The organism is Sphingomonas silueang, assembly GCF_040049155.1.
GTDB lineage: Bacteria > Pseudomonadota > Alphaproteobacteria > Sphingomonadales > Sphingomonadaceae > Sphingomonas > Sphingomonas silueang.
The window spans coordinates 33,984-54,443 of sequence record NZ_JBDZDK010000027.1; the positions used below are offsets into that span (position 1 = coordinate 33,984).

General features: G+C 65.7%; 21 protein-coding genes. 17 read left to right on the forward strand and 4 right to left on the reverse strand.

The annotated features are described in order from the left end of the window. Positions 1-109: 109 nt before the first annotated feature. The 3 genes from ABLE43_RS18570 to ABLE43_RS18580 all read right to left on the reverse strand — a co-directional run bounded on the left by ABLE43_RS18570 (position 110) and on the right by ABLE43_RS18580 (position 3,898). Positions 110-481, reverse strand: coding sequence for a response regulator (locus ABLE43_RS18570; protein ID WP_018250464.1), 372 nt, complete (start codon positions 479-481; stop codon positions 110-112). Continuing rightward, on the reverse strand, positions 481-3,240 hold the full coding sequence (locus tag ABLE43_RS18575) for a PAS domain S-box protein (protein ID WP_018250463.1): 2,760 nt from the start codon (positions 3,238-3,240) through the stop codon (positions 481-483). The genes ABLE43_RS18570 and ABLE43_RS18575 overlap by 1 nt, the downstream gene beginning before the upstream one ends. A 475-nt stretch (positions 3,241-3,715) precedes the next feature. After that, on the reverse strand, positions 3,716-3,898 hold the full coding sequence (locus ABLE43_RS18580) for a CsbD family protein (protein WP_018250462.1): 183 nt from the start codon (positions 3,896-3,898) through the stop codon (positions 3,716-3,718). 164 nt (positions 3,899-4,062) lie between these two features. Between ABLE43_RS18580 and ABLE43_RS18585 the strand changes: the two genes are divergently transcribed. The 16 genes from ABLE43_RS18585 to ABLE43_RS18660 all read left to right on the forward strand — a co-directional run bounded on the left by ABLE43_RS18585 (position 4,063) and on the right by ABLE43_RS18660 (position 19,228). Further along, entirely contained in the window at positions 4,063-8,298 is a 4,236-nt protein-coding gene (locus tag ABLE43_RS18585) for a strawberry notch family protein (protein ID WP_018250461.1), read from the forward strand. A 69-nt stretch (positions 8,299-8,367) separates the two neighbouring features. Continuing rightward, the gene (locus ABLE43_RS18590; RefSeq protein WP_018250460.1) at positions 8,368-8,727 is read left to right on the forward strand and encodes a hypothetical protein; all 360 of its coding nucleotides are present in this window, start codon (positions 8,368-8,370) and stop codon (positions 8,725-8,727) included. 114 nt (positions 8,728-8,841) lie between these two features. Beyond that, a complete protein-coding gene (locus ABLE43_RS18595) occupies positions 8,842-11,073 on the forward strand; it encodes a ParB/RepB/Spo0J family partition protein (RefSeq protein ID WP_018250459.1) in 2,232 nt (743 codons plus the stop codon). Positions 11,074-11,214: 141 nt separating this feature from the next. Continuing rightward, positions 11,215-12,165 (forward strand): ArdC family protein, encoded by a 951-nt coding sequence (locus ABLE43_RS18600; protein WP_018250458.1) that lies wholly within the window; start codon positions 11,215-11,217, stop codon positions 12,163-12,165. 30 nt (positions 12,166-12,195) lie between these two features. Beyond that, a complete protein-coding gene (locus ABLE43_RS18605; protein ID WP_020493463.1) occupies positions 12,196-12,807 on the forward strand; it encodes a DUF6927 domain-containing protein in 612 nt (203 codons plus the stop codon). Positions 12,808-12,851: 44 nt separating this feature from the next. Next, a complete protein-coding gene (locus tag ABLE43_RS18610) occupies positions 12,852-13,043 on the forward strand; it encodes a hypothetical protein (protein WP_018250456.1) in 192 nt (63 codons plus the stop codon). After that, the gene (locus ABLE43_RS18615; RefSeq protein ID WP_018250455.1) at positions 13,034-13,567 is read left to right on the forward strand and encodes a thermonuclease family protein; all 534 of its coding nucleotides are present in this window, start codon (positions 13,034-13,036) and stop codon (positions 13,565-13,567) included. Before ABLE43_RS18610 ends, ABLE43_RS18615 begins: the two co-directional genes overlap by 10 nt. Before the next feature lie 106 nt (positions 13,568-13,673). Further along, a complete protein-coding gene (locus tag ABLE43_RS18620) occupies positions 13,674-14,318 on the forward strand; it encodes a DUF7007 domain-containing protein (RefSeq protein ID WP_348979731.1) in 645 nt (214 codons plus the stop codon). A 68-nt stretch (positions 14,319-14,386) separates the two neighbouring features. After that, complete coding sequence (locus ABLE43_RS18625; protein WP_018250453.1) at positions 14,387-14,866, forward strand: hypothetical protein; 480 nt, start codon at positions 14,387-14,389, stop codon at positions 14,864-14,866. Positions 14,867-14,925: 59 nt separating this feature from the next. Continuing rightward, complete coding sequence (locus ABLE43_RS18630; RefSeq protein WP_018250452.1) at positions 14,926-15,225, forward strand: CCDC90 family protein; 300 nt, start codon at positions 14,926-14,928, stop codon at positions 15,223-15,225. A gap of 83 nt (positions 15,226-15,308) precedes the next feature. After that, positions 15,309-15,950, forward strand: coding sequence for a hypothetical protein (locus ABLE43_RS18635; protein ID WP_018250451.1), 642 nt, complete (start codon positions 15,309-15,311; stop codon positions 15,948-15,950). Between the two features lie 13 nt (positions 15,951-15,963). Continuing rightward, positions 15,964-16,260 (forward strand): hypothetical protein, encoded by a 297-nt coding sequence (locus tag ABLE43_RS18640; RefSeq protein ID WP_018250450.1) that lies wholly within the window; start codon positions 15,964-15,966, stop codon positions 16,258-16,260. Between the two features lie 16 nt (positions 16,261-16,276). Then, positions 16,277-16,588: a hypothetical protein gene (locus tag ABLE43_RS18645; RefSeq protein WP_018250449.1), complete on the forward strand. Its 312-nt coding sequence runs from the start codon at positions 16,277-16,279 to the stop codon at positions 16,586-16,588. Between the two features lie 78 nt (positions 16,589-16,666). Next, positions 16,667-17,170 carry a hypothetical protein gene (locus tag ABLE43_RS18650; protein ID WP_018250448.1) on the forward strand — a complete coding sequence of 168 codons (504 nt, stop codon included), beginning with the start codon at positions 16,667-16,669 and terminating at the stop codon, positions 17,168-17,170. A 52-nt stretch (positions 17,171-17,222) separates the two neighbouring features. Beyond that, positions 17,223-17,921, forward strand: coding sequence for a hypothetical protein (locus tag ABLE43_RS18655; RefSeq protein WP_018250447.1), 699 nt, complete (start codon positions 17,223-17,225; stop codon positions 17,919-17,921). Continuing rightward, a complete protein-coding gene (locus tag ABLE43_RS18660) occupies positions 17,918-19,228 on the forward strand; it encodes a hypothetical protein (protein ID WP_097352037.1) in 1,311 nt (436 codons plus the stop codon). The genes ABLE43_RS18655 and ABLE43_RS18660 overlap by 4 nt, the downstream gene beginning before the upstream one ends. Here the strand turns inward: ABLE43_RS18660 and ABLE43_RS18665 are convergent. Next, positions 19,225-19,518 (reverse strand): hypothetical protein, encoded by a 294-nt coding sequence (locus ABLE43_RS18665; protein WP_097352038.1) that lies wholly within the window; start codon positions 19,516-19,518, stop codon positions 19,225-19,227. The two genes, ABLE43_RS18660 and ABLE43_RS18665, sit on opposite strands and share 4 nt — an antisense overlap. 125 nt (positions 19,519-19,643) lie before the next feature. Here ABLE43_RS18665 and ABLE43_RS18670 point away from each other — a divergent pair, with 125 nt between their 5' ends. Then, positions 19,644-20,183, forward strand: a complete 540-nt coding sequence (locus ABLE43_RS18670; protein WP_018250444.1) for a hypothetical protein — start codon at positions 19,644-19,646, stop codon at positions 20,181-20,183. The last annotated feature ends 277 nt before the right edge of the window (positions 20,184-20,460 follow it).

Genomic DNA, 20,460 nt, shown 5'->3' on the forward strand with positions numbered 1-20,460 from the left:
CCGGTGGGGGCTGCTCATAATCACCACTCCTCGGCGGTCACCCCCTTTCCCTCAAACGATGGTATTCCGGGATAGGAGCGTTCTCCCAGGTACCCCTCGCCTGCGGAAATCAGGAACTAAGCCGATCAATCTCTGACAGCACGTATCGAGGGTCAAAAGGTTTGGCGACGAAGAAAGAGTGTTCCGGCAGGTCAGCTTGTGAAGGACGGACGTTACCGGAGACAACCGCGATCAGCATTGGCGGGTACCTATCACGAACGTAGCGTGCAAGTCGCAGACCATCCATCGATCCCTTCATCTGGATGTCTGTCAGGACAATTCCAATCTCGGGATGATCGGCTATGATCTTGATCGCTTCGTCGCCGTCCTCAGCTTCAAACGCAATAAAACCACGGTCGCTGAAAAAATCCATCAGATCGTGACGTATAAACACCTCATCTTCAACGATGAGGATTGCCCGTGGCGGAATTGCCTGACCCATTACGCGGTTACCAATTCGCCTGCACCGACTAACGGCGCTTTGATCCGAAATTCGACACCTTCAGGCGGGTAGCTCAACACCGTCTCGCCCCTGAAGTACGATCGCAGCGAACGTTCGATTAGCCGCGTTCCAAAGCCCCTGCGTGTGGGGGGCGAGACGGTCGGACCGTCGCGCTCCTGCCATAGCAAGGTGAACTCTGGGTTTGCGTCATATCCACTCACCTCCCACGTCAACGTCACGGTGCCGGTATGGTTGCTCAGGGCACCGTATTTCAGCGCGTTGGTGACCAGCTCGTGGATTGCGAGCGTGAGGGCGAGTGCCGACTGCGGATTGAGACGCACCGCGGGGCCATTGATCGCGATCCGGTCCCGCTTATCGGCAACGGCCGCCAAGCCGGCTTCCAAGACCGTATCAAGGTCCGACGCTTCCCACGATGTCGCGGTCAGCACATCCGTCGCCCGGCCCAAGGATGCCAGACGTGATGAGAAGGCAGCAGAGGCATCCTCCAGTGTCACCGCATCACGCAGCGTCTGGTTGGCAATCGACTGGATGATGGACAAGACGTTTTTCAATCGATGGCTCAATTCGCCATTGAGCAGGAGCTGCTGCTCACGCGCCTCCTGCAAAGTCGTGTGATCACGCGATACGGACAGGATGCGCACCACCTCGCCGTTCTCGCCGAAGATGGGCGAAACCGACACCGACCAGAATTTCGGGGTGCCCAGGAATGTGTCAGCTGCGATCTCGAAATGGGCCGATCGACCCGCTCTTGCCGCTGCAAGCGCCTCTTTGCCCAGACCAACGCCGTCATTCTTCAGAAAACTCGGCCAGAAGCAGCCTTTGACCGCGTTGAAGTCGCTGATCTCCATCACCTTCATGCCGCCATCGCTCATGAAGGTGAGATCGCCGTTAAGGTCGAGCACCTTGATACAATCGGTCGAGGCAGCAAGAACGCTGCGCATAAAGCTTTCGCTTTCGCGCAGGTCCTGTTCTGCCCGGCGGCGCTCAATCGCAACCCGGATACGACTGGCCGCCTCTGCGACGAATGCCACCTGCTGCGTCGTCCATTGGCGCGGAACGTTATCGTTCACGAAGAAGATCGCGACGGTTCGACCATTCCCCACCACCGGAAGATTGATCATCGTTCGAACGGCGAGGCTTTCGAAAATGTCCGCTCGAGGCGATGTTCGTGGATCATACCGCACATCGGGAATGACGACGGGACGACCAGCCCGGAGGTCGATAGCGTAGTCACCATAATCATCGACGCGGTACTGACCGACAAGCCGGGGACAGCCATCCGCCGTCCAGTGCTCCGGCACGGTAATCATTTCCCCGTCTGCATCCAGCGTACCGTACCCAGCCCGAACCACGCCGAGCGTCTTGGCCACGATCTCCGTCGCCTGATCGATCGCATGTTCCATATCGGATGACTCCGACAGAACGTGCCCGATGTCGGTGAGCGCCTCGCGCTTTTTCTCGGCGCGGATGCGATCCGTCACTTCGAGGAAAATGACGGTGAACCGATCCTCCCCAATGGGTTGGCACACCCCGTCATACCAACGATCCAGCCCTCCGAACTGACGGGTAAAGCGCTTGGCTTCGCCGGTATCGACAACCTCGGCGAACTCGTTGACCCATACGTCCTCAATTCCCGGGAAGAGGTCGCGCATCGTCTTTCCGATCGCCGTGCCCCGCTCGATACCCACCAGGCTATACCAGGCGTCGTTCACTTCCTCATACCGCCAGTCGCAGATCCTGCCGTCTGCATCGCGCACGACTCTGGCGAGGATGAAACCCTCTTCGAGCGTCTTGAACAGGGTGCGCCATTTCTCCTCATTGGCCTGCAACCTGCCGGTGGCGCGGGCTTCCACCTCCCGCAGGGCTTCGCTCGCGGCATGCGCTTCGGTGCGATCACGCAGCACCTTCACATAGCCGACATGTTGGCCGTGCTGGTCCATCAATGGGGACGTCACATCGACGGCCAGTATGCGTCTCCCGTCTTTGCGAACCATCCAATGCTCAACAGACGCTCGGCCTTCGTCGTGAGCTTGCGCCAGATCCAATGCCAGCCTGCCGGCGCTGATATCTACGTCGGTGAACAGGATCGAAGCGCTCTTTCCAATCACTTCGTCCCTTGACCAGCCAAGCACGTTCTTCGCGCCGGAAGTCCATTCAACGATATGGCCATCGAGATCGGTCGTGACGATCGCGAAATCCTGAGCGCTGTCCATGATGGCGCGCTGCCGCGCCTCGGATGCGGCGACCTGCCGTGCCGCAAGACGTTGTTCGAGTTGCGCCATGACCTGTCGAGCCAGGACGCGGATCGAGCGTATCTGTACGTCCGACAATTGCCTCGGCTGGTAGTCGAGCACACACAGCGTCCCGATTGGAAGTCCGTCGTCCGTCTTTAGCAGTGCACCGGCATAGAAGCGGATGTGAGGCTCGCCGGTAACCAGGGGGTTGCACGCAAACCGCGGATCGGCCGTCGCGTCGGGAACAAGGAGGAAATCCTGCTCCAAAAGCGCGTGCGCGCAGAACGACGTATCCAGCGGCGTTTCGCGAACCCCCAGACCCACCTCTGCCTTAAAGAACTGGCGGCACTCCCCGATCAGATTCACGACCCCGATCGGCGCCTCGCAAATCGCGGCGACCAGCTCGGCCAGCTCGTCGAAAGCCGACTCTCGCGGGGTGTCCATTACCTCGAATTTTGCGAGCGCCGCCAAACGCCGCTGCTCACGCGCTCCAAGATCAGTCATTGTTTACCACGATTTGCCCTTCCGCGGCACGCTAGCATCCAGATCGGCGCCTCGCCACTATCGAGAACATCATAGAAACAACCTCCAGTTCTGTAGATTGAAATGCTGGCGCGAGGAGCCAGCGAAACGGCACCGTCTCGTTTGGGAAGGTTCAGGGAGACGGCTGACGGTCGCAAGGCGCACCGGACGGTAGGGAAATAGCCGTTTTCCCAAAATATGTTCCCGATTGCTCCTTCCCGAAATGGCCGGTTGGAGACGGAGAAATGGGACGATCCCGCCCGTGCAATGAACCCGCCTTTAGCATCCGCCCGGAGCGGATAATGTGAGCAGCCATGTCCGATTGCGAGCAGCCCCGGATGATGGCGAGCACGCTGGCAGATAATTCGAGCAGGATGCCACCCGCCAGTGGCAGAGAGCGTGAGCAGAAAACCGGCTGTTTGCGAGCAGACGCCGCTACGATTGCAAGCGCCTACAACTAGATATCGTCGCCGAGCGCGCCCTTCACCGAGCCCTTGACGTCCTGCCCGGTGCCCTTGGTCTGCTGCGCCTCGCCCTCATCCGCCAGCTGCTCGTTATCGGTCGCGTTGCCGATCGCTTCCTTGGCGCTGCCCACGAGCTTGTTGCCCGCCGCTTTCGCCTTGTCAGTGAACTCGCCCATCGTGTGACTCCTCTTCAACACAACATCAGACAATCGCGCAGAGGCGTCGCCAGGTTCCGGTTTCAGCCACCGGCGCTGCCGGACGGCCCTGGGTGCAATGGAGAGGAGCGAGAGGGGGGAGGCTGAGCTGCCGGACGGGCAGCGATCCTGACGGAGTTTCCTCGATGACCGACCTTCTCGATCTGGCCGCACGGCCTGCCGTCATCCCTGCGCATGTCGCCGCGCACCGGCTGCTCCCCGTCGTCGCGGGCAATGCTCCCGTTACGCGCCGCGACCTCAATAGTGCGATGACGGCCGCATTTGGCGGCAGCGACGCCGAGGGGTGCTGGACCCAGCGCGACAGCTTCGAGATGCTGGAACATGCCGTCGCGCTGCATCTTGCGGCGGCGTCCTGGTCGATGACGTCGCTGATCGATGTCGCCCACGCATCGGCGCTGATGGAGCGGCTGCCCACCCAGACCGTCCGCAGCGAGGAACAGATCGACTTCCAGCAATTCTCGACGCCGGCCGATATCGCTGCGATCGTGGTGTTGCTGGCGGCGATCGACGCCGAAGACGTCGTGCTGGAACCCAGCGCCGGCAACGGCCTCCTCGCGGCGCAGATGCCGGCTTACGCGGCGTTGCAGCTCAATGAGATCGATCCGCGACGCCGCGCGCGGCTTGCCGACATCTTTCCTTCAGCCACCATCACCGGGCATGACGGCGCCGCGCTGGTCAGCCATCATGCGGATCTACCCCAACCCTCGGTCATCGTCATGAACCCGCCCTTTTCCCGCAGCGTCGGGCGGGGCGTCGACGACCTCGCAGCAGTGCGCCACCTCCAGGCCGCGCTGCGCCGCGTCCGCAAAGGCGGCCGCGTCGTCGCGATCATGCCTGACTGGTTCGCACCCTCGGCCAGGATGCAAAAGGCGTTCGATACCGTGCTGACCGGCGTGACGGTCCGCACCTCGATCCGGCTCGAGCATTGCTACAGGAAGCACGGCACCGATATCGCGGTCCGGCTCTACGTCATCGACAAGGCCGCAGGCGGCGCGCCTCCCGTCACCATCCAGCGCGCATCGGTTGCCGACCTGGTGCCGGCGCTGAGCGTGCCGCCACGGCTCGCACTCGCCGATACCCCGAAACTCACCTTTCGCGCGCCGGTCCCCGGCGTCTCGATGTTCGGCGCAGCGCGCGTCACCCGATCCGCGCCGCCACGCCCGGTCCACGCTCCGCGGCGCAACGACGTGCTGCCGGTCGGTTATGCCGCGCTGGACACACCGGCACCGCTTGGCGATCAGGCCGGCGTCTATCTGCCCTACCGCCCAAGCCGGATCGCCTTCACGGCCGCCGGCGAGCATCCGACCGCGCTGGTTGAATCTGTTGCGATGGGATCAATCCCGATGCCGGTCCCGACCCATGTTCCGTCCCTGCCCGAACGCACGGTCACCGAACGGCTGCTATCGGCCTCCCAGCTCGAGACCGTCGTCTATGCCGGCCACGCCTGGACCCGGATGCTGCCCGGCAGATTCCGCCCCGACAAGGAAGGCGTCGGCCTCGCGCTCGATACCGACGACGGCCGCCAGTACCGGCAGGGCTTCTTCCTCGGCGACGGCACCGGCGCCGGCAAGGGGCGGCAGGTCGCGGCGTGCATCCTCGACAATTGGCTGTCGGGCAGACGCCGCCACATCTGGGTCAGTAAGAACGAGCCGCTGCTCGATGACGCGCGGCGTGACTGGACCGCGCTTGGCGGTCTCACCGGCGACGTGCAGCCGCTCTCCAACTGGAAGATCGATCAGCCCATCACGCTCGACGAGGGCGTGTTGTTCGTCAGCTATCCGACGCTGCGCTCCGCTCGAGCCGACAGCACCCGCCTCCAGCAGATCCTCGATTGGGCCGGTCCCGACTTCGACGGGGTGATCGCCTTTGACGAGGCACATGAGATGGGCGGTGTCGCGGGCGGCGAAGGCGCGCTTGGCAAGACCGAAGGGTCGCAGCAGGGCATTTGCGGCGTCCTGCTCCAGAACCACCTACCGCTCGCCCGCGTCCTGTACGCCTCGGCGACGGGCGCGTCCGACGTCAACAACCTCGCCTATGCGGTGCGGCTCGGCCTGTGGGGACCCGAAACCGCCTTTGCCGACCGCACCGCGTTCATCAGCCAGATCCGACAGGGCGGCATCGCCGCGATGGAACTGGTGGCGCGCGACCTGAAGGCGCTCGGCCTCTACATCGCCCGCGCGCTGAGCTTCGCCGGGGTCGAATATGACGTGCTGCGCCATACGCTCACCCCCGAACAGATTGCGATCTACGACCAATATGCTCAGGGTTGGGAGATCATCCATCGGAACATGGAAGAGGCGCTGGCGCTGACCGGGGTGGTCGACAGTCTCGATGGCTCCACCCTCAACAGCGGCGCAAAGGCATCGGCACGCAGCCGTCTGGAATCGACCAAGCAGCGCTTCTTCGGCCAGGTGCTGCTCGCGATGAAGCTGCCGACCGTCATCGCCGCGGTCGAGGAGCATCTGAAGGCCGGTCAGTCGGTCGTTCTCCAACTGGTCACCACGGCCGAAGCCATCCTCGACCGCCGGCTCTCGAGCCTGACGCCGGAAGAACGCGCCGACCTCGACATCTCGCTCAGCCCGGTCGAATATGTCGTCGACTATCTGATGCGCGCTTTCCCGACGCAGCAGCAGGAGAATTATTCCGACGATAGCGGAAATGTCCGGTCGCGGCCGATGCGCGACGAGCATGGCAATCCGGTTCACAACCCAGATGCGGAAGCCGCGCGCGATGCCCTGATCGAGCAATTGTGCGCGCTACCCCCGATCCAGTCGGGCCTCGATGCCGTCATCGACCGCTTCGGCACCGATGCGGTCGCCGAGGTGACCGGACGGACCCGACGGCTCGTGACCGGCGCCGACGGGCGCCAGAAGATCGAGAGCCGCACCGCGCGCTCAGGGCAGGCGGACAGCGCCGCCTTCATGGCCGGGGCCAAGCGCATCCTGATCTTCTCCGATGCCGGCGGCACCGGCCGCTCCTACCATGCAAGTCTCGACGCGGTGAACCGCGAGCAGCGCGTCCACTTCCTGCTGGAGCCGGGCTGGCGCGCCGATCGCGCGATCCAGGGGCTGGGACGCACCCACCGCACGCATCAGGCATCGACCCCGCTGTTCCGCCCCGTCACGACCGACTGCAAGGGCGAGCTGCGGTTCACCTCGACGATAGCGCGGCGGCTCGACAGCCTTGGCGCGCTCACCCGCGGTCAGCGGCAGACAGGTGGCCAGAACCTGTTCGATCCGGCCGACAATCTCGAGAGCGACTATGCCAAGGATGCGCTGGTTACCTGGTTCCACCTCCTGAACCGCGGCAAGCTGACCAGCATCTCGCTCGACGACTTCACCCGCCGCACGGGCCTCGAACTTCACGACAGCGACGGCGTGCTCAAGGATGATCTTCCTCCGATCCCGCGGTGGCTCAACCGCCTGCTGGCGCTGCCGATCGCGTTGCAGAACGCGATCTTTGAGGAGTTCCTGACGCTGGTCGAGACCCGCGTTGCCGCCGCCCGCCAGGCCGGTACGCTCGATGTCGGCGTCGAGACGATCATGGTCGAGCGCGCGGCGCTGATCGATGATGTCGTGCTGCGCACCGATCCGCGCAGCGGCGCGACCTCACACCTCCTCACCATCGAAACCGAGCGAAGGAAGAACCCGCTCACGCTCGAACGCGTTCTCGACTTCGCCCGCTGGGACGACACTGCCCGCTTCGTGCGCAACGCCAAGTCCGAACGCGTCGCGTTGATGAGCAAGGCACGCGCCTGGATGGACGATGACGGGCTGCCGATCGCGCGGCTCGAACTCCAGCGGCCGTGCCGGCGCGAGTATCTGCGCGAGGCCGAACTTGGCGAAACCGCATGGGAAGTGATCGACCACGATACGTTCGCGACGCTCTGGGAAATCGAAGTCGCCGAGGCGCTGGTTACCCCTGAGATCGAGACGATCCGGCTCGCAACGGGGCTACTGCTGCCGATCTGGTCGGCGCTGCCCTCCGACCATATGGCGGTCAATCGCATCGTCGATAATGCCGGCAATAGCTGGCTCGGCCGGCTCGTCTTCGACACCCATGTCGCACAACTCTATACCAAGCTGGGACTGGTGACCCCCGATGACCTCCCGGTCGATGCGATCGCGCGCTCGGTGCTGTCGGGTCGCAGCGTCGAGGTGACCCGCCCGTTCGCGATGACGCTCAAACGCTCGCTCGTGAACGGCAATTCGCGTGTCGAGATCGTGGATGCGCCGGCGACCCAGCTTCCCTGGCTGAAGTCGCTTGGCTGCTTCACCGAGATCATCTCGTACAAGACCCGCGTGTTCGTGCCCGCCAACGATGCCGAAACCGTGCTGGCCCGGATCCTCAAGGTTGCTTGAGCGGCACTGCCGGAGTCGTGCTGGGCGCAGGCGGGTGTTCGCCCTGGACCGCTATGATAGGACACCGCCATGGAACGGGAAATCACACACGCCTGCGGTCACGTCGCCACACACCAGGTCTATGGACTATCGACGTTCGACACCGAACGCGAGGCCACCAAACTTGCCCGCCGCAAATGCAAGGCATGCTACACGGAGGTGTCAGCCGCCAGGGCGGAGGCGGCCCTCGCAGGGGTCGCCGACCTTGGTCTCCCCGATCTTATCGGCAGCCAACGCCAAGTGGCATGGGCGACGACCATCCGGGCCGAGAAGCTCGCCGTGCTGCGCACGGCATCGCCGGACAGCATCGAGCGCCTGACAATGATGACGGATGCCAAATGGTGGATCGATCGTCGAGGGGAGAAGCCTGCCGCATTGGCAAAGGACTGACGACAGCCGGTGCCCTGATGCACGGGTTCCCGGGTCAATCCCGGGATCAGGGAGGGAAGGGGGAGGAGTTCTTGTGTCCGGGATTTGGTCCGGGCGCGAGAAGGAGTGTCCTCCATGACCATTCAGAGCGTGAAGCTGGCGAAGCTGGTGCTGTCGCCGATCAACGTCCGCCAGGCGGGCGAGGATTTTATCGAGCAACTGGCCGCTGACATTGCGGCGCGCGGGCTCATCCAGAACCTGATCGTGACGCCGGCGAAAAAGCCGCGCGGCACCTTCGCGGTCATCGCCGGCAGCCGGCGCCTGCGCGCGCTCGAACTGCTGGCACAACGCGGCGACATCGATGCCGCGTCCTATGACGTGCCTGTGCTGGTGTTGTCGGGCAGCGATGCCTTGCTGTCGGAAACCTCGCTTGCCGAGAACTTCCAGAAGCTGGCGATGAACCCGGCCGACGAATGCCGCGCGTTTCAGCATTTCATGGGCACGGGCGGGGATATCGACGGCGTGGCCAGGCGCTTCGGCATCACGCGCCGCTTCGTGGAAGGGCGGCTGCGCCTCGCCGATCTGGCCGAGCCGATCTTCACCGCGCTCGCCGAACGGCGGATCAGCCTCGATATCGCCAAGGCGTATGCCTCGACGGCGAGCCAGGACCGCCAGCTGATGGTGTGGCAGGCCTATGGCAACCAGAGCTACCAGAGCGCGGACTCGATCCGGCGGATTATCGCCAACGAGACGATGAAGTCGAGCGAACCTGTTGCGCGCTACGTCGGCGAGGCTGCCTATGTCGCGGCCGGGGGCAAGGTCGAGAACGATCTGTTCAGCGACGACGGCGATCGCTGGGTCGATCCCGGCATCGCGCAGACACTGGCGGCCGCGAAGCTGGAAGCCGAGGCGCTGCGCCTGGGCGAGGAACAGGGGCTGGCCTGGGTCCGCCCGATCGCCGGCACCAGCACCTGGGAAGCGGCGCGCGACCTGCATCGCATCCACCTCCCGACGCTCCCGCTGACGCTCGAGCAGGCCGAACGGCTCGATACGATCGCGACGCGGCTCGAGGAAATCGAGGACGCGATGCAGGGCGTCGAGGGTGACGAGGACGAGGCGACCTATGCCGCGCTCGAGGAAGAGCATGAGACGCTCTCGGACGAGGCGCAGGAGATCCACGACCGCCCGCAGATCCTGCCCGACGAACTGAAGCAGAAGGTCGGCACCTTCCTGCTGCTCGGCCGCGACGGCACCACCACGCTCGACACGACCTATTATAGCGAAACCCCGATCCGGGTCGTCGCGATCGAGCCCGACGCCGATGGCGATGAAGACAAAGCCGGCGAGGATGGCGGTGAACGCGCACCCCGGGGTTTCCACATCGAGGAGGGTCCGGTGACGACGGGGCGGTCGGCCGCGGCGCCGGTCGCGCCCGAGGCCGAGGCTCCCGGTGGCAAGGCGCTCAGCCAGGTACTGTACGACCAGCTCACGGTGCAGCGGCGCGACGTGCTGGCGGCCTCGATCCTCGCCAATCCCGCGCTGGCGCTCGACTATCTGCTGTTCGCGATGATCGACGGGCGGGTGAACATGCTCTCGCACAGCGGCACCACGATCCGGGCGAGCCACCCGCAGGATCCGATGCTGGCAAAGAGCGTGCCGGCGACCCGTGCGCGCGACTATCTGGCTGAAGCCTATGACGGGCTGGATGCGTCGTGGACGGAGGCTTGCGACAAGTCGAGCAGCGGAGCAGCGACGATCGGGCGGTTCGAGGCGTTCCGGGCACTTGGCGACGAGGCGAAGACCGCGTGGCTGGCGTGGATCGTGGCGGCATCCTTCGAGGCAAAGGACGGCTACACGGCGAAGCAGAACGCGCTGCAGAACCGGCTTGCCACGATCCTCGACATCGATGTGGCAACCTGGTGGCGGCCGACGGCGGAGAACTTCTTCGACCGGGTGTCGAAGGGCGTGCTCCTGTCGCTGCTCGATGAGGTTGGCGGACCGGCGCTGTCGGCTCGCCATGCCAGCCAGAAGAAGCCCGAGATCGCGGCAAGCTGCGAGAAGCTGTTCGCCGGCGAAGCGATCGTCGAGGCCGAGGTGAAGGCTGCGGCGCTTGCCTGGGTGCCGAACGCGATGCGCTTCCTCGACCAGGCCGACGATGCTGACACCGGGAACAACGACGACGCCGATGCGGGCTTTGCCGACCTGATCGTGTCGCAGGATCCCGGCATCGATGACGATGACGATGCCGGTGACGATATCGGGGACGACATCGATATCGCCGACCTCATCGGCAACGATCCCGACGATGACGCGGCGAACATCAACGACGCCGCCAATGACGAGATCGAGATCGTCGCGGCCGAATGACCGGCACACGGCATCGCCGGCAGTGCGCAACTGCCGGCGATGCTGTTTCGACACCTGCGCCCTTCGCAGCCCCCCGCCTTGCGGTGTCATTTCGGCCCGAGCCGGACCGCTGCCCTGCCGCACCCACCGGAGACCTGTCCCATGTCCCGCATCCCGTCCGTCCGCGACATCGCGGGCGAGGTCACCGCTACGATCCTGGCCCGGCTCGAGGCCGGCATCTTGCCATGGGCGCGGAGCTGGTCGCTGACCGGCGAGGGCGGACGGCCGCTGCGCCACGAAGGCACACCGTATTCGGGCATCAATACGCTCTGGTTGTGGGCGACTGCCGACATGCGCGGCTATCGCAGCCGCTACTGGATGACCGCGCGCCAGGCCGGGGAATTGGGAGGGTGCATCCGTCCGGGCGCCTGTCCCTCCATGTCGATCTACGCCTCGGTATTCAGGAAGCCCGGCCAACCCATGCTCACCGGCGAGAGCGCGGCGCGCTTCATCCGCTTCCTGCGCAGCTACGCCGTCTACAATGCAGACGAGATCGACGGCCTGCCGGCCTGGTATTATCCGCGTGACGTTCCCCCGACGCCGGCCCTGCTCTCGCAGCGGCAGGACGCGATCGATGCCTTCTTCACCGCGATCCCGGCCAGGGTACGCCACGGCGGGGACGAAGCATATTACTGCCCCGGCACCGACCGCATCCAGCTGCCGCATCCCGGCAGCTTTGCATCGGGCGACGCCTACGCCTCCACCAGGGGCCATGAGACGGCGCATTGGTCGGGCGCTCCGGCGCGGCTCGCGCGCACCTTCGGCAAACGCTTCGGCGACCGTGCGTACGCGATGGAAGAACTCACCGCGGAACTGACCGCGAGCATGATCTGCGCCGACCTCGGCCTGCCGACCTCGCTCCACGACAGCCACGCGAGCTACGTTTCGCACTGGATGACCGTGATGCGCGCCGACACGTCGGCGATCTTCACCGCCGCTGCCAGGGCCGAACAGGCGTTCGCCTATCTGCGCGGCTTTTCGACGCCCGCAGCAGGCGAGCAGAAAGCCCCCGCCGCAGGCGAACCGGAAATACCGGCCGCGATCGCGGCCTGACCCTTTCCACCCCCAACAAGGAGACCCGTCATGGGATGGTTGTTCATGAGCCGCTACGCGATGGGCGGACACGAGACACCCAAGGCCTATCTCGACGCGCAATTCACCTATGAGCGCGAACAGCCCGAGGGCACCGCCACCGGGCTGCGCATCCTCGACAGCGCGATCGTCGGCATGAACACCTATTACGCCGCGGCGCAGGTCATGACCGACGGCAAGGGTAGCGAGATCTTCGCGGTCGTCTGCCTGATACGCTGGAACCCGCGCAACAAGGATGGAGAACATTTCGGGTACAAGGACATGGAGGAATCGATGGGGCCGTGCGAGGACGATTGCCCCGAACGCATCCTGCGCCTGCTGACTTCGAGCGATAATGAAAACGCGCTCCAGTGGCGACGCCGCTGCCTTGCCAATCTGCGCCTGCGCGCCCGCAAGCTGACCGAGGGCATGCGCATCCGCCTCGCCGTACCGCTTACCTTTACCGATGGCCATCACGGCACCGACTTCACCGTGGTGAAGCACAGGCGCGGGATCGCCTTTCGTCCGGTCGAGGGCTTCGGCCTCTACCACATCCGAGGGGTCCGCACGCTGGCATGGCAGGCGTTGCCGCAAACCCGCGTTCACAAGACGCTGTTCGCGTGAGCGCGCCGTCATGCGACACCTGCACCGAAATCACGAGGTCCGCCATGTCCGAAGCCCTGTCCCCGCTACGCCGCCTGCTGTGCTGCCGTTCCAACGCGGTCCGCGTCGCAGTGCGCCTGACCGAGGCCGGCGAGCACGTCGCCGTCGTCGCCACGTCCGACCCGTTGCAACCCTGGCGGGTCATCGACGTCGCCCATCCCGGCATTGAGCCGCGAAAGCTCGACCGATGCGCCTGACCCTCTTTGGTGCGCTGGCGCTCGCCACCGCCTGTTCGGCAGCCGCCCCGAACGATGCCGCATCGCCTGCCTCTACCATCGCGGCACGCGGCCGCGCGCTCGATGGCGACACCGTCACGATCGATATCCGCCTGTCGGGCGCCGATGCCTTTGAGAGCCGGCAATGGTGCCAAGGCAACACGGGTTGCTGGCAATGCGGCAAGGCAGCGCAGGACCGTGCCGCCCGGATGCTCAAGGGGGGCGAGGCCACGATCCGGCTGACCGGGAGCGCCAGCTACGGTCGCCCGGTCGGCACGGTTACGGTCGATGGCCGCGACCTTGGCGAGACGATGATCGCCGCGGGCCTTGCCCTGCCGGTGACCGGGTATCTCAGGGCCGATCCCGCACGCGCGGCCCGCTACGTCGCCGCCTATGACCGCGCGGTCGCGGCTCGTATCGGCGCGCACGAGGGCAGCTTCATCGAGCCGGCTCGCTGGCGGCGCGGCGAGCGCCTGTCATGCGAGCCACGCGGATCCTCGCGGTAACCGCGAACACCGCGATTACGGCGAACATCGCGATTACCGCGATTACCGGGTCATGGGAGCGGAGGGGGGGGGAGACGGGCGTATCCGATCAAGGGAGCCGACCGCCATGACCCTCTTCGCTTCATCCCCACGTCCCGACCACAGCCCATGGGGACCGTTGCAGACCGCCGACCAGCGCCTTCCCGGCATCTGGCATGTCACCACCGCCAGCCATGGCGGTTTCCTGCTTTCCGACGAGCGCCAATCGGCGATGCCCGCGCTTTTACGGCGTGACGATGCCGCATCTGAGGAGGATGTCGACTGGACCCGCGTGATGCTCGCCTTCGAGCCTGAATGGCGCGCTACCCGCGATCCGCTGCGTGATCTCGAACTGCCGCTCGCCCACGACATCGCGCGTAACTGGCTGCCTGACGCCTATGGTGCCTTCACCGGCAAGGCGGTGACCCCGCGCGACAGCAATGTCTCGCGCCGGCGCGCCGCGTATCAAGCCGTCATCGGGGGTTATGTCTCGACCGCCGCCTATGGCGATTGGGCCGACTGGGTGCCTACGGGCAAGGTCGGGGTGGTGTTCCGCCAGCTTGCCGGCGTCGATGCGCTGGGGTTCGCCAACTATACCGGCGAGGTACGCTACGGCCTGGTCGACAAGGCCCGCTATGCCGAGCGCACCGAGGTCGAAACCTTCGAGAGCCTCGGCGCGGTCCAGGTCGAGAGCATGGCTCCCATCACCAAGCAGGTCGCCGCGCTCGCCTGAACGCGTGTCGCCTTGCGCGCGAGCGGACAGTGCCGTCGCGCTTTACCCTGACTGAAAGGATTCCGACGATGAGCGTCTATCTCCACCTCTTCCACGGTCGCGATGCCCTCGAGCAGGACCTCGACACCTGGGGCCGCGAAGGCCCCACCATCGGCCCCCTCAGCTACGTCCACACCACCTATGGTAGTGACGTGAAGCTGCGCGGCGCGCGCGAGGTCATGGAAAAGCATTTTCCCGATGCCCAAATCCATTTCCACGACGGGTATGGTGAGCACGCCATCCAGCTCGACGGCGACTGCCTGCCGCATGGCGGTACACTTTATGGTGACTGGAGCATCTGCGGCGCCGAGCCGCTGCGCGCGCGCGGTACGCCATGCGTGACGCCGGTCTGCGACAAATGCGGCAGCGATGACCTGGTGAAGGATGCCGCCGCGGTGTGGGACCGCGAGACGCAGGCCTGGTCGCTTGCCTCGACCTATGATGCCACCACCTGCCAAGTCTGTCTGCGCCAGGGCGACGACATGGAAAAGTGGGTGCCGGCCGCCTGAGCACGCGAGACTTTGCGCATTCCCGACCGTTCACCCATATGATAGAAAGATCGACGACGATGGCGACCATGTTCAACAGCATCCGCGCTTCACGCGACCTCGAAACCGCCGGTGCGGCCAAGCCGCTCGCCGACGCCATTGCGACCATTCTTGGCGACACCATGGTCACCTCGCGCGAGGATCTGGTCACCAAGGATTATCTCAAGGCCGAGATCGCCACGGTGCATACCGAGATGGCCAAGGTGCGGACCGAGATCGCGTCGGCCAAGAACGATACGATCCGTTGGCTCATCGGCAGCCAGGTCGTACTGATCGCGGCACTTGGCGGCATGATGAGCCTGATGCGCGCCTTCGGCTGACGCCGAACGGCAGGGCGACCGGAGGGGAGAGGGGACGGGAGGGCGAGCGCGATGGTCGCGCTTCCGACCCGGAGACGCCCCCCATGTTCGACGTCGCATTCCGCCACCAGCAGGCGCTCGATCCCAGCGCGCTGACCACCATCCCGACCACGATCCACGCGATCGAAAAGGCGATCGAGGACTGCCGGCATGCCGGGCTCGATGCGAACAGCGATCCCGCGATCGTGCTGCTCGCCCGCCATCTCGCCGCCATCTGCGCCGCCCGCCCCGACGACACCGTGCTGCGCGGCACCTGCGCCGACCGCGTGGCGGCACTGCGACGCTTCCCCCCGCTGCTGTCGCTCGCGATCCGCGGCGTTGCCTATGATGCGGTCGCCAAGGAGCGTTTCCATATCGATGGCCGAAAGGCGCTGCGCCGGCTTGCCGCCGCGCTCGACGTCGCGCCCGATGCCTTCGATATCCATTCGCTGCCCGGCGAGGTCTCGATGGCGGGTGAGATCGTGCTGCGCACGTCCGATCTTCATCTCGAACTGACGATCGGGCGGCTGCGCGAAGGTCGCGAACTGCTCTACCGCCGTGCCGGCGTGACGCGCGATCCGGCGGGTCCGCCCAACCATTATGCCGCGATGCGCGAACTCATCGACCCCGAACGGCTTGCGCGCCGCATCCGCCGCGACCTCGAGCTGACGGCGCCTGTGGCGCTGCCGGCACTGATGACCGCCTGACGGGAGAGCGCCCATGGACATCGATCCCGCCATCGCCGCCGCGCGTGCCGAGGTCGCGCGGCTGACCCGCTACCTCGAGCGACGCAAGGACTTCCTCGACGCGCTCGACTGGCACGCGCTCCCGGACGAGATCGCCCGCCAGTCCGCGATGCTCGACGATCTGCTCGCCGGCGATCTTGCCGATGCCGTCCTTTACCGCGACTGGCTGGAGAAACGCGCGGCCGATGGTCATCACCTCGCCACCGGCATCCTACGCTTTGAGCCAAGGCCGCGTCCGTGGCACCCTGAATGGAACACGCTTGCAGCCTGACCAGGAGGTTATCACCATGAGCCGCCACCAGTTCCCCGGCCTCGATGGCGCGTCCACCGTCTTCATCGGATGGGACAGGCCGATGCAGACCTTCTTCGTACAGGTGCTGCGTCCGCATCCCCACCTCGCCGGCGAGGAAGAGACCGTGGCATGGCACGGCACCGCGATCGGCGAGCTTGCCAACGCCCGCGAGGCGGTGACGATCGCGTCGCGCTGGGCCAGCCTTCCATCCGACCTTGCCATCCGTCTCGAAACCGACCGGCTGAAGACGCTCGGGCAATCGGATGGCGAAGCGCAGCTTGCTGCCAGGCGGTTCATTACCCGCTGATCCAGCCTGCCCCGGGGTAGCGAAGGGGAGGGGGAAGGGATGGTCGATCCGGTACTGGATCGACGGAGAACCCCCCCCATGTCCTACACGATCGACCTTGGTGCCGGTCCGGCCGAAGAAGATTGCGCGCAACTCGGCCGGTCGCCCGACTTCGACACGCTGAATGCGCTCGAGATCGAGGCGTATCGCTGCGCGCTGATCGCGCGCCACGGCGCGCCGCCCGCAGGGTGCCGCTTCAGGACCATCGCCAACCACCACGACTTCGGCTGCTACCGCACGCTTGGGTTGCGCATCACCGATGAGGATGACGCCGCGGTGTCAGCCTATGCCGAAGCCGTTGAGGATGGGCTTGCCACCTGGATCGAGGCGGGTTTCCGCGCGCCGGTCAGCTACGCCGGACCTGTGCCGGTCGTCGATCATATCGACACCGCTGCCATCGTCATCGGCGCGCTGATGACGACGCGTCCTGCCTGCGACGGCACTTTCCCGGTAGCCGACTTCGCCGTCCTTCATGCCAACCTTGCCGCCGCCTTCCCCGCCGAGGCCGCGACTGCCCGCGCACGGCTCGCCGCATCCGCCTGAACGGCAGACTTACGGCGCATGGCGCCGATCCATCCGAAATGGAGAAATCCCCATGGCCAACAGCTACACCAAGGCCGCGTTCGCGCTCACCGTCACTGCCGGGGAGGCGAACATGCTGCGGCTCGCCGAGCGCGCGGTCGACATCCTCGACACCAATGGCGCCGACGAGGATCTCGCGCTCGGCTACGACAGTCTCGGCACCGCCTTCCATGCGCTGTTCCCGCCGAAAGGAACGAGCATGTTCGAGAGCTTCCTCGACCTGTTCGACGATTGGAGCTTCCCTTACCTGGACTGCCGGATCGACCTGTCCGAACCCGACGCGAACGGCCTGGTGCAGGCGCTGTTCTCCGGTGACCAGTTCGGTGTCGAGCCGGTCGCCAAACTGATCCGCATCGCCTGTCCCTCCGCGCTGCCGTGCGGCTTTGCGTGGTCGAGCGACTGCGACCGGCTTCATCCTGGCGAGTTCGGAGGCGGGTGCGTCGTCATCACCGCTGACGGTATCGACTGGCACAGCACGACCGGGATTCTCGAGCACGCGCTGCTGCGTGCCGAAAACCGCCACGACGGCATCGACGGCCATGTCCTCGCGGTGCGCAGTCCCGAGGGCGAGATCGCATTCTGGAACCGGACGGACGGTCTGGTCGGGCTTGACCGCGCCACGGTGTGCCGGGGCGACGAGGCGGCTGAGGTCGATCTGTCGGCGTTCGACGCGGCACAATGGATGGCGCTGCCCGCGCCCTTCCACGGATGAGCGCCGCAGCGCAGCCGGTAGAACCACCGTTCGACCCGGCCGATCCTGCGTGCTGGCTCGAACGCGGCCGCACGCCTGCCCATGCCGATGCCATCGCGCGCGCGTGGCGCGACTTCCCCGATCTGCCGGCACAGGCGCCGGTGGAAGCGCGCATGGCGCGCGGCCGCGAGAGGATCGCCGCGATGCGCGTCGTCAACGACGCGATCGCGGCCGAAACCAGGGCACAGCGCGAGGCGACCAACTTCGCCTTCACGCAGGCCCAGGTCGAGCAGGGACGCGGTGACGATCGCGACATCGCACTCCTGCAGGGGCGCGACGACTATGGCTATGTCTGGGATTGTGCGTGCCGCTATGCCGATGGCTGGTATGCCGCACACGCGGGCTGGCCGCATCATTACCCGGACGGCATCCCCTCGGACGTACCGCTCGGCGAACGCCGTGCCGCCTATGACCGGGGCTTCACCGATGGCGGCGGGGACCGCACCGACCTGTTCGATGCCGCGAGGCGCGCCTTCACCGCCGACCTGCGCCGCCACAATCTGCCGCCCGCGCCGATCGCGACGGTGACCGGCAGGCCGCTTCCAGGAAGCTGGCCCAAGCCGAGCGACGAGCCGCGACCCGCGCGCTGGTCGCGCCGTCTCGTGGTCCTGTCGGCCAACGATATCGGCGGTGATCCGGCATGGGACTTTCTCGACCTGATCCACGCCCATCCCGGCTCCGAGGCCGCGACGATCGTGGTGCTTACCGAGGGCGGGTTCGTCGCGGCGGATCGCCTCGATAGCGGCGTGCACATCCATGCCGATCGCGAACACCTGCACCGGCAGCTCACCGGGCTTGTCGGCGAGCGTGACTATGACGACGTGCTGGTGACGCTACAGGGCCATGACCTCGACCTGCTCGACGGAATCGCCGGCGCGCTGCCGCTGACGCGCACGATGGAACGCACCCGCAACACGCGGCTCCAGCAGCGCAGCCACCTGCGCATCTGGCTGGCTCGCGGGCGCTGCGACCACGAAACGATGGCAGCGGGGCATATCCGCTGGGGCAAGGCGATTACCGGGCTGACCGGGCGGCTTGGCGAGTTCACCGCGCGCCATGTCGGTCCCGCACCGCACAAGGGGCATCTGATCCGCGTCACGACCGGCGACCTGACCGCGACCGGCTACGCCGCACCCGACGGGACACCGCTTGCACCCGAGATCACCGTGTCGAGCAAGGCAAAGCTTCGCCCGGCTATCGCCTCGACGTTGCGCACCTTCGCCGCGGCGACGCCGCTGATGGCGCAGGCGGTGCGCCGGGCCGCTTAATAGCCGGCCCGCCGGCAGGCAGCGGCGAGCTGCGCGACCCTGGGGTTCCGGGCGCCCAGATCGGCGCGTGCCATCGGCAACGAGCGCGTGCAGATCGTGCGTTCGTCATCATATTTCGCGCTGCGCTGCATCTCCCTTGCATGCGCCGACCTCGAGTTCGCCCGCCGTTCCTCGGATTGGGTGACCGCGTCCTGCGAGAGCGTGCCGGTCAGCCCGCCCATGTCAAATACCTGCGCCGCGGCCGGTGTCGCCGCCATCGCGCCGATAACGCTCAGAATTGCCAGTTTCATGCTCGGTCTCCCGTTCTGGTCGACCGGCTTCCTACCAGATTGCGCGGTCCGGGTCGAACGAGGCCCGGACGAGGCTCGCAAGTGCCGCGCCGCTGGCTCGTGTTTCCCAAGCTGAAAGGATCCCCATGGCTGACATCACCGACCTGCCCGTCATGACCCGCGACGATGCCGTCTCGATCGGTTTCGCGGGGTTCAACGACGTGCCCCACAAGCCCGTCGAGATACCCGACGGCGCGTTCACGATCACGGCGAAGACGAGCGAGGGACGCCGCATCACCTTCTCGTTCATGGGCAAGGGCTATGATGGCCCGGCGCGCTTCGTCGACATCCAGTTCCACGATCGCGGCACCGTCATCCCAAACGCCGATAACGGGGTATCACCCACCTTCAACGCCTTCGCGATCACGCGCGGCGGACGGCACATCATCGACAGCCGGCCGCTTGACGAAGACGAAAAGCCCTCGATCGTCGTCGTCCTGATGGACAAGGCGGGAGACGAGCCGTCGCGTCCGAACCGAACGAGCGCTCCCAACAAGGACCGTGTCCTTGCCGACCTGCTGGACCGCGCAGCGACCGTCATCTCCGATCCCCATGACAACATACTCGCCGACCACAGTGATCTGGTCGACACGCTGACCGCCGAGGCCGCACGGCGCCGTCGATGACCGGCCTCCCCTTCTGCACGGGGAGCGGAGGGGGAGGGCAGGGGAGAGCGGATGGAATCGACCGTGCGCTCGAACCCGAAAGCACCGTCCCATGCGCAGCATCCTCGCTTTCTACGAAATCGACCGCGAGTACGGAGGTCCAGAAGAGGGGGGCTGGTGTGCGCCGTTGTGGCGCGAGAAAGGAGTGCGTCTGATGACGTGATGCTTGTTGGCAATGGCATCTGCCCACCGAGCTTACCGGTGCCCTCGGGCTGAAACTTCGAAAGGAGAACGGGAC

Excerpts from the sequence above, each read along its gene's own strand:
- ABLE43_RS18570 (WP_018250464.1), bottom strand. The coding sequence starts at position 481 with ATGGGTCAGGCAATTCCGCCACGGGCAATCCTCATCGTTGAAGATGAG.
- ABLE43_RS18575 (WP_018250463.1), bottom strand. The coding sequence starts at position 3,240 with ATGACTGATCTTGGAGCGCGTGAGCAGCGGCGTTTGGCGGCGCTCGCA.
- ABLE43_RS18580 (WP_018250462.1), bottom strand. The coding sequence starts at position 3,898 with ATGGGCGAGTTCACTGACAAGGCGAAAGCGGCGGGCAACAAGCTCGTG.
- ABLE43_RS18585 (WP_018250461.1), top strand. The coding sequence starts at position 4,063 with ATGACCGACCTTCTCGATCTGGCCGCACGGCCTGCCGTCATCCCTGCG.
- ABLE43_RS18590 (WP_018250460.1), top strand. The coding sequence starts at position 8,368 with ATGGAACGGGAAATCACACACGCCTGCGGTCACGTCGCCACACACCAG.
- ABLE43_RS18595 (WP_018250459.1), top strand. The coding sequence starts at position 8,842 with ATGACCATTCAGAGCGTGAAGCTGGCGAAGCTGGTGCTGTCGCCGATC.
- ABLE43_RS18600 (WP_018250458.1), top strand. The coding sequence starts at position 11,215 with ATGTCCCGCATCCCGTCCGTCCGCGACATCGCGGGCGAGGTCACCGCT.
- ABLE43_RS18605 (WP_020493463.1), top strand. The coding sequence starts at position 12,196 with ATGGGATGGTTGTTCATGAGCCGCTACGCGATGGGCGGACACGAGACA.
- ABLE43_RS18610 (WP_018250456.1), top strand. The coding sequence starts at position 12,852 with ATGTCCGAAGCCCTGTCCCCGCTACGCCGCCTGCTGTGCTGCCGTTCC.
- ABLE43_RS18615 (WP_018250455.1), top strand. The coding sequence starts at position 13,034 with ATGCGCCTGACCCTCTTTGGTGCGCTGGCGCTCGCCACCGCCTGTTCG.
- ABLE43_RS18620 (WP_348979731.1), top strand. The coding sequence starts at position 13,674 with ATGACCCTCTTCGCTTCATCCCCACGTCCCGACCACAGCCCATGGGGA.
- ABLE43_RS18625 (WP_018250453.1), top strand. The coding sequence starts at position 14,387 with ATGAGCGTCTATCTCCACCTCTTCCACGGTCGCGATGCCCTCGAGCAG.
- ABLE43_RS18630 (WP_018250452.1), top strand. The coding sequence starts at position 14,926 with ATGGCGACCATGTTCAACAGCATCCGCGCTTCACGCGACCTCGAAACC.
- ABLE43_RS18635 (WP_018250451.1), top strand. The coding sequence starts at position 15,309 with ATGTTCGACGTCGCATTCCGCCACCAGCAGGCGCTCGATCCCAGCGCG.
- ABLE43_RS18640 (WP_018250450.1), top strand. The coding sequence starts at position 15,964 with ATGGACATCGATCCCGCCATCGCCGCCGCGCGTGCCGAGGTCGCGCGG.
- ABLE43_RS18645 (WP_018250449.1), top strand. The coding sequence starts at position 16,277 with ATGAGCCGCCACCAGTTCCCCGGCCTCGATGGCGCGTCCACCGTCTTC.
- ABLE43_RS18650 (WP_018250448.1), top strand. The coding sequence starts at position 16,667 with ATGTCCTACACGATCGACCTTGGTGCCGGTCCGGCCGAAGAAGATTGC.
- ABLE43_RS18655 (WP_018250447.1), top strand. The coding sequence starts at position 17,223 with ATGGCCAACAGCTACACCAAGGCCGCGTTCGCGCTCACCGTCACTGCC.
- ABLE43_RS18660 (WP_097352037.1), top strand. The coding sequence starts at position 17,918 with ATGAGCGCCGCAGCGCAGCCGGTAGAACCACCGTTCGACCCGGCCGAT.
- ABLE43_RS18665 (WP_097352038.1), bottom strand. The coding sequence starts at position 19,518 with ATGAAACTGGCAATTCTGAGCGTTATCGGCGCGATGGCGGCGACACCG.
- ABLE43_RS18670 (WP_018250444.1), top strand. The coding sequence starts at position 19,644 with ATGGCTGACATCACCGACCTGCCCGTCATGACCCGCGACGATGCCGTC.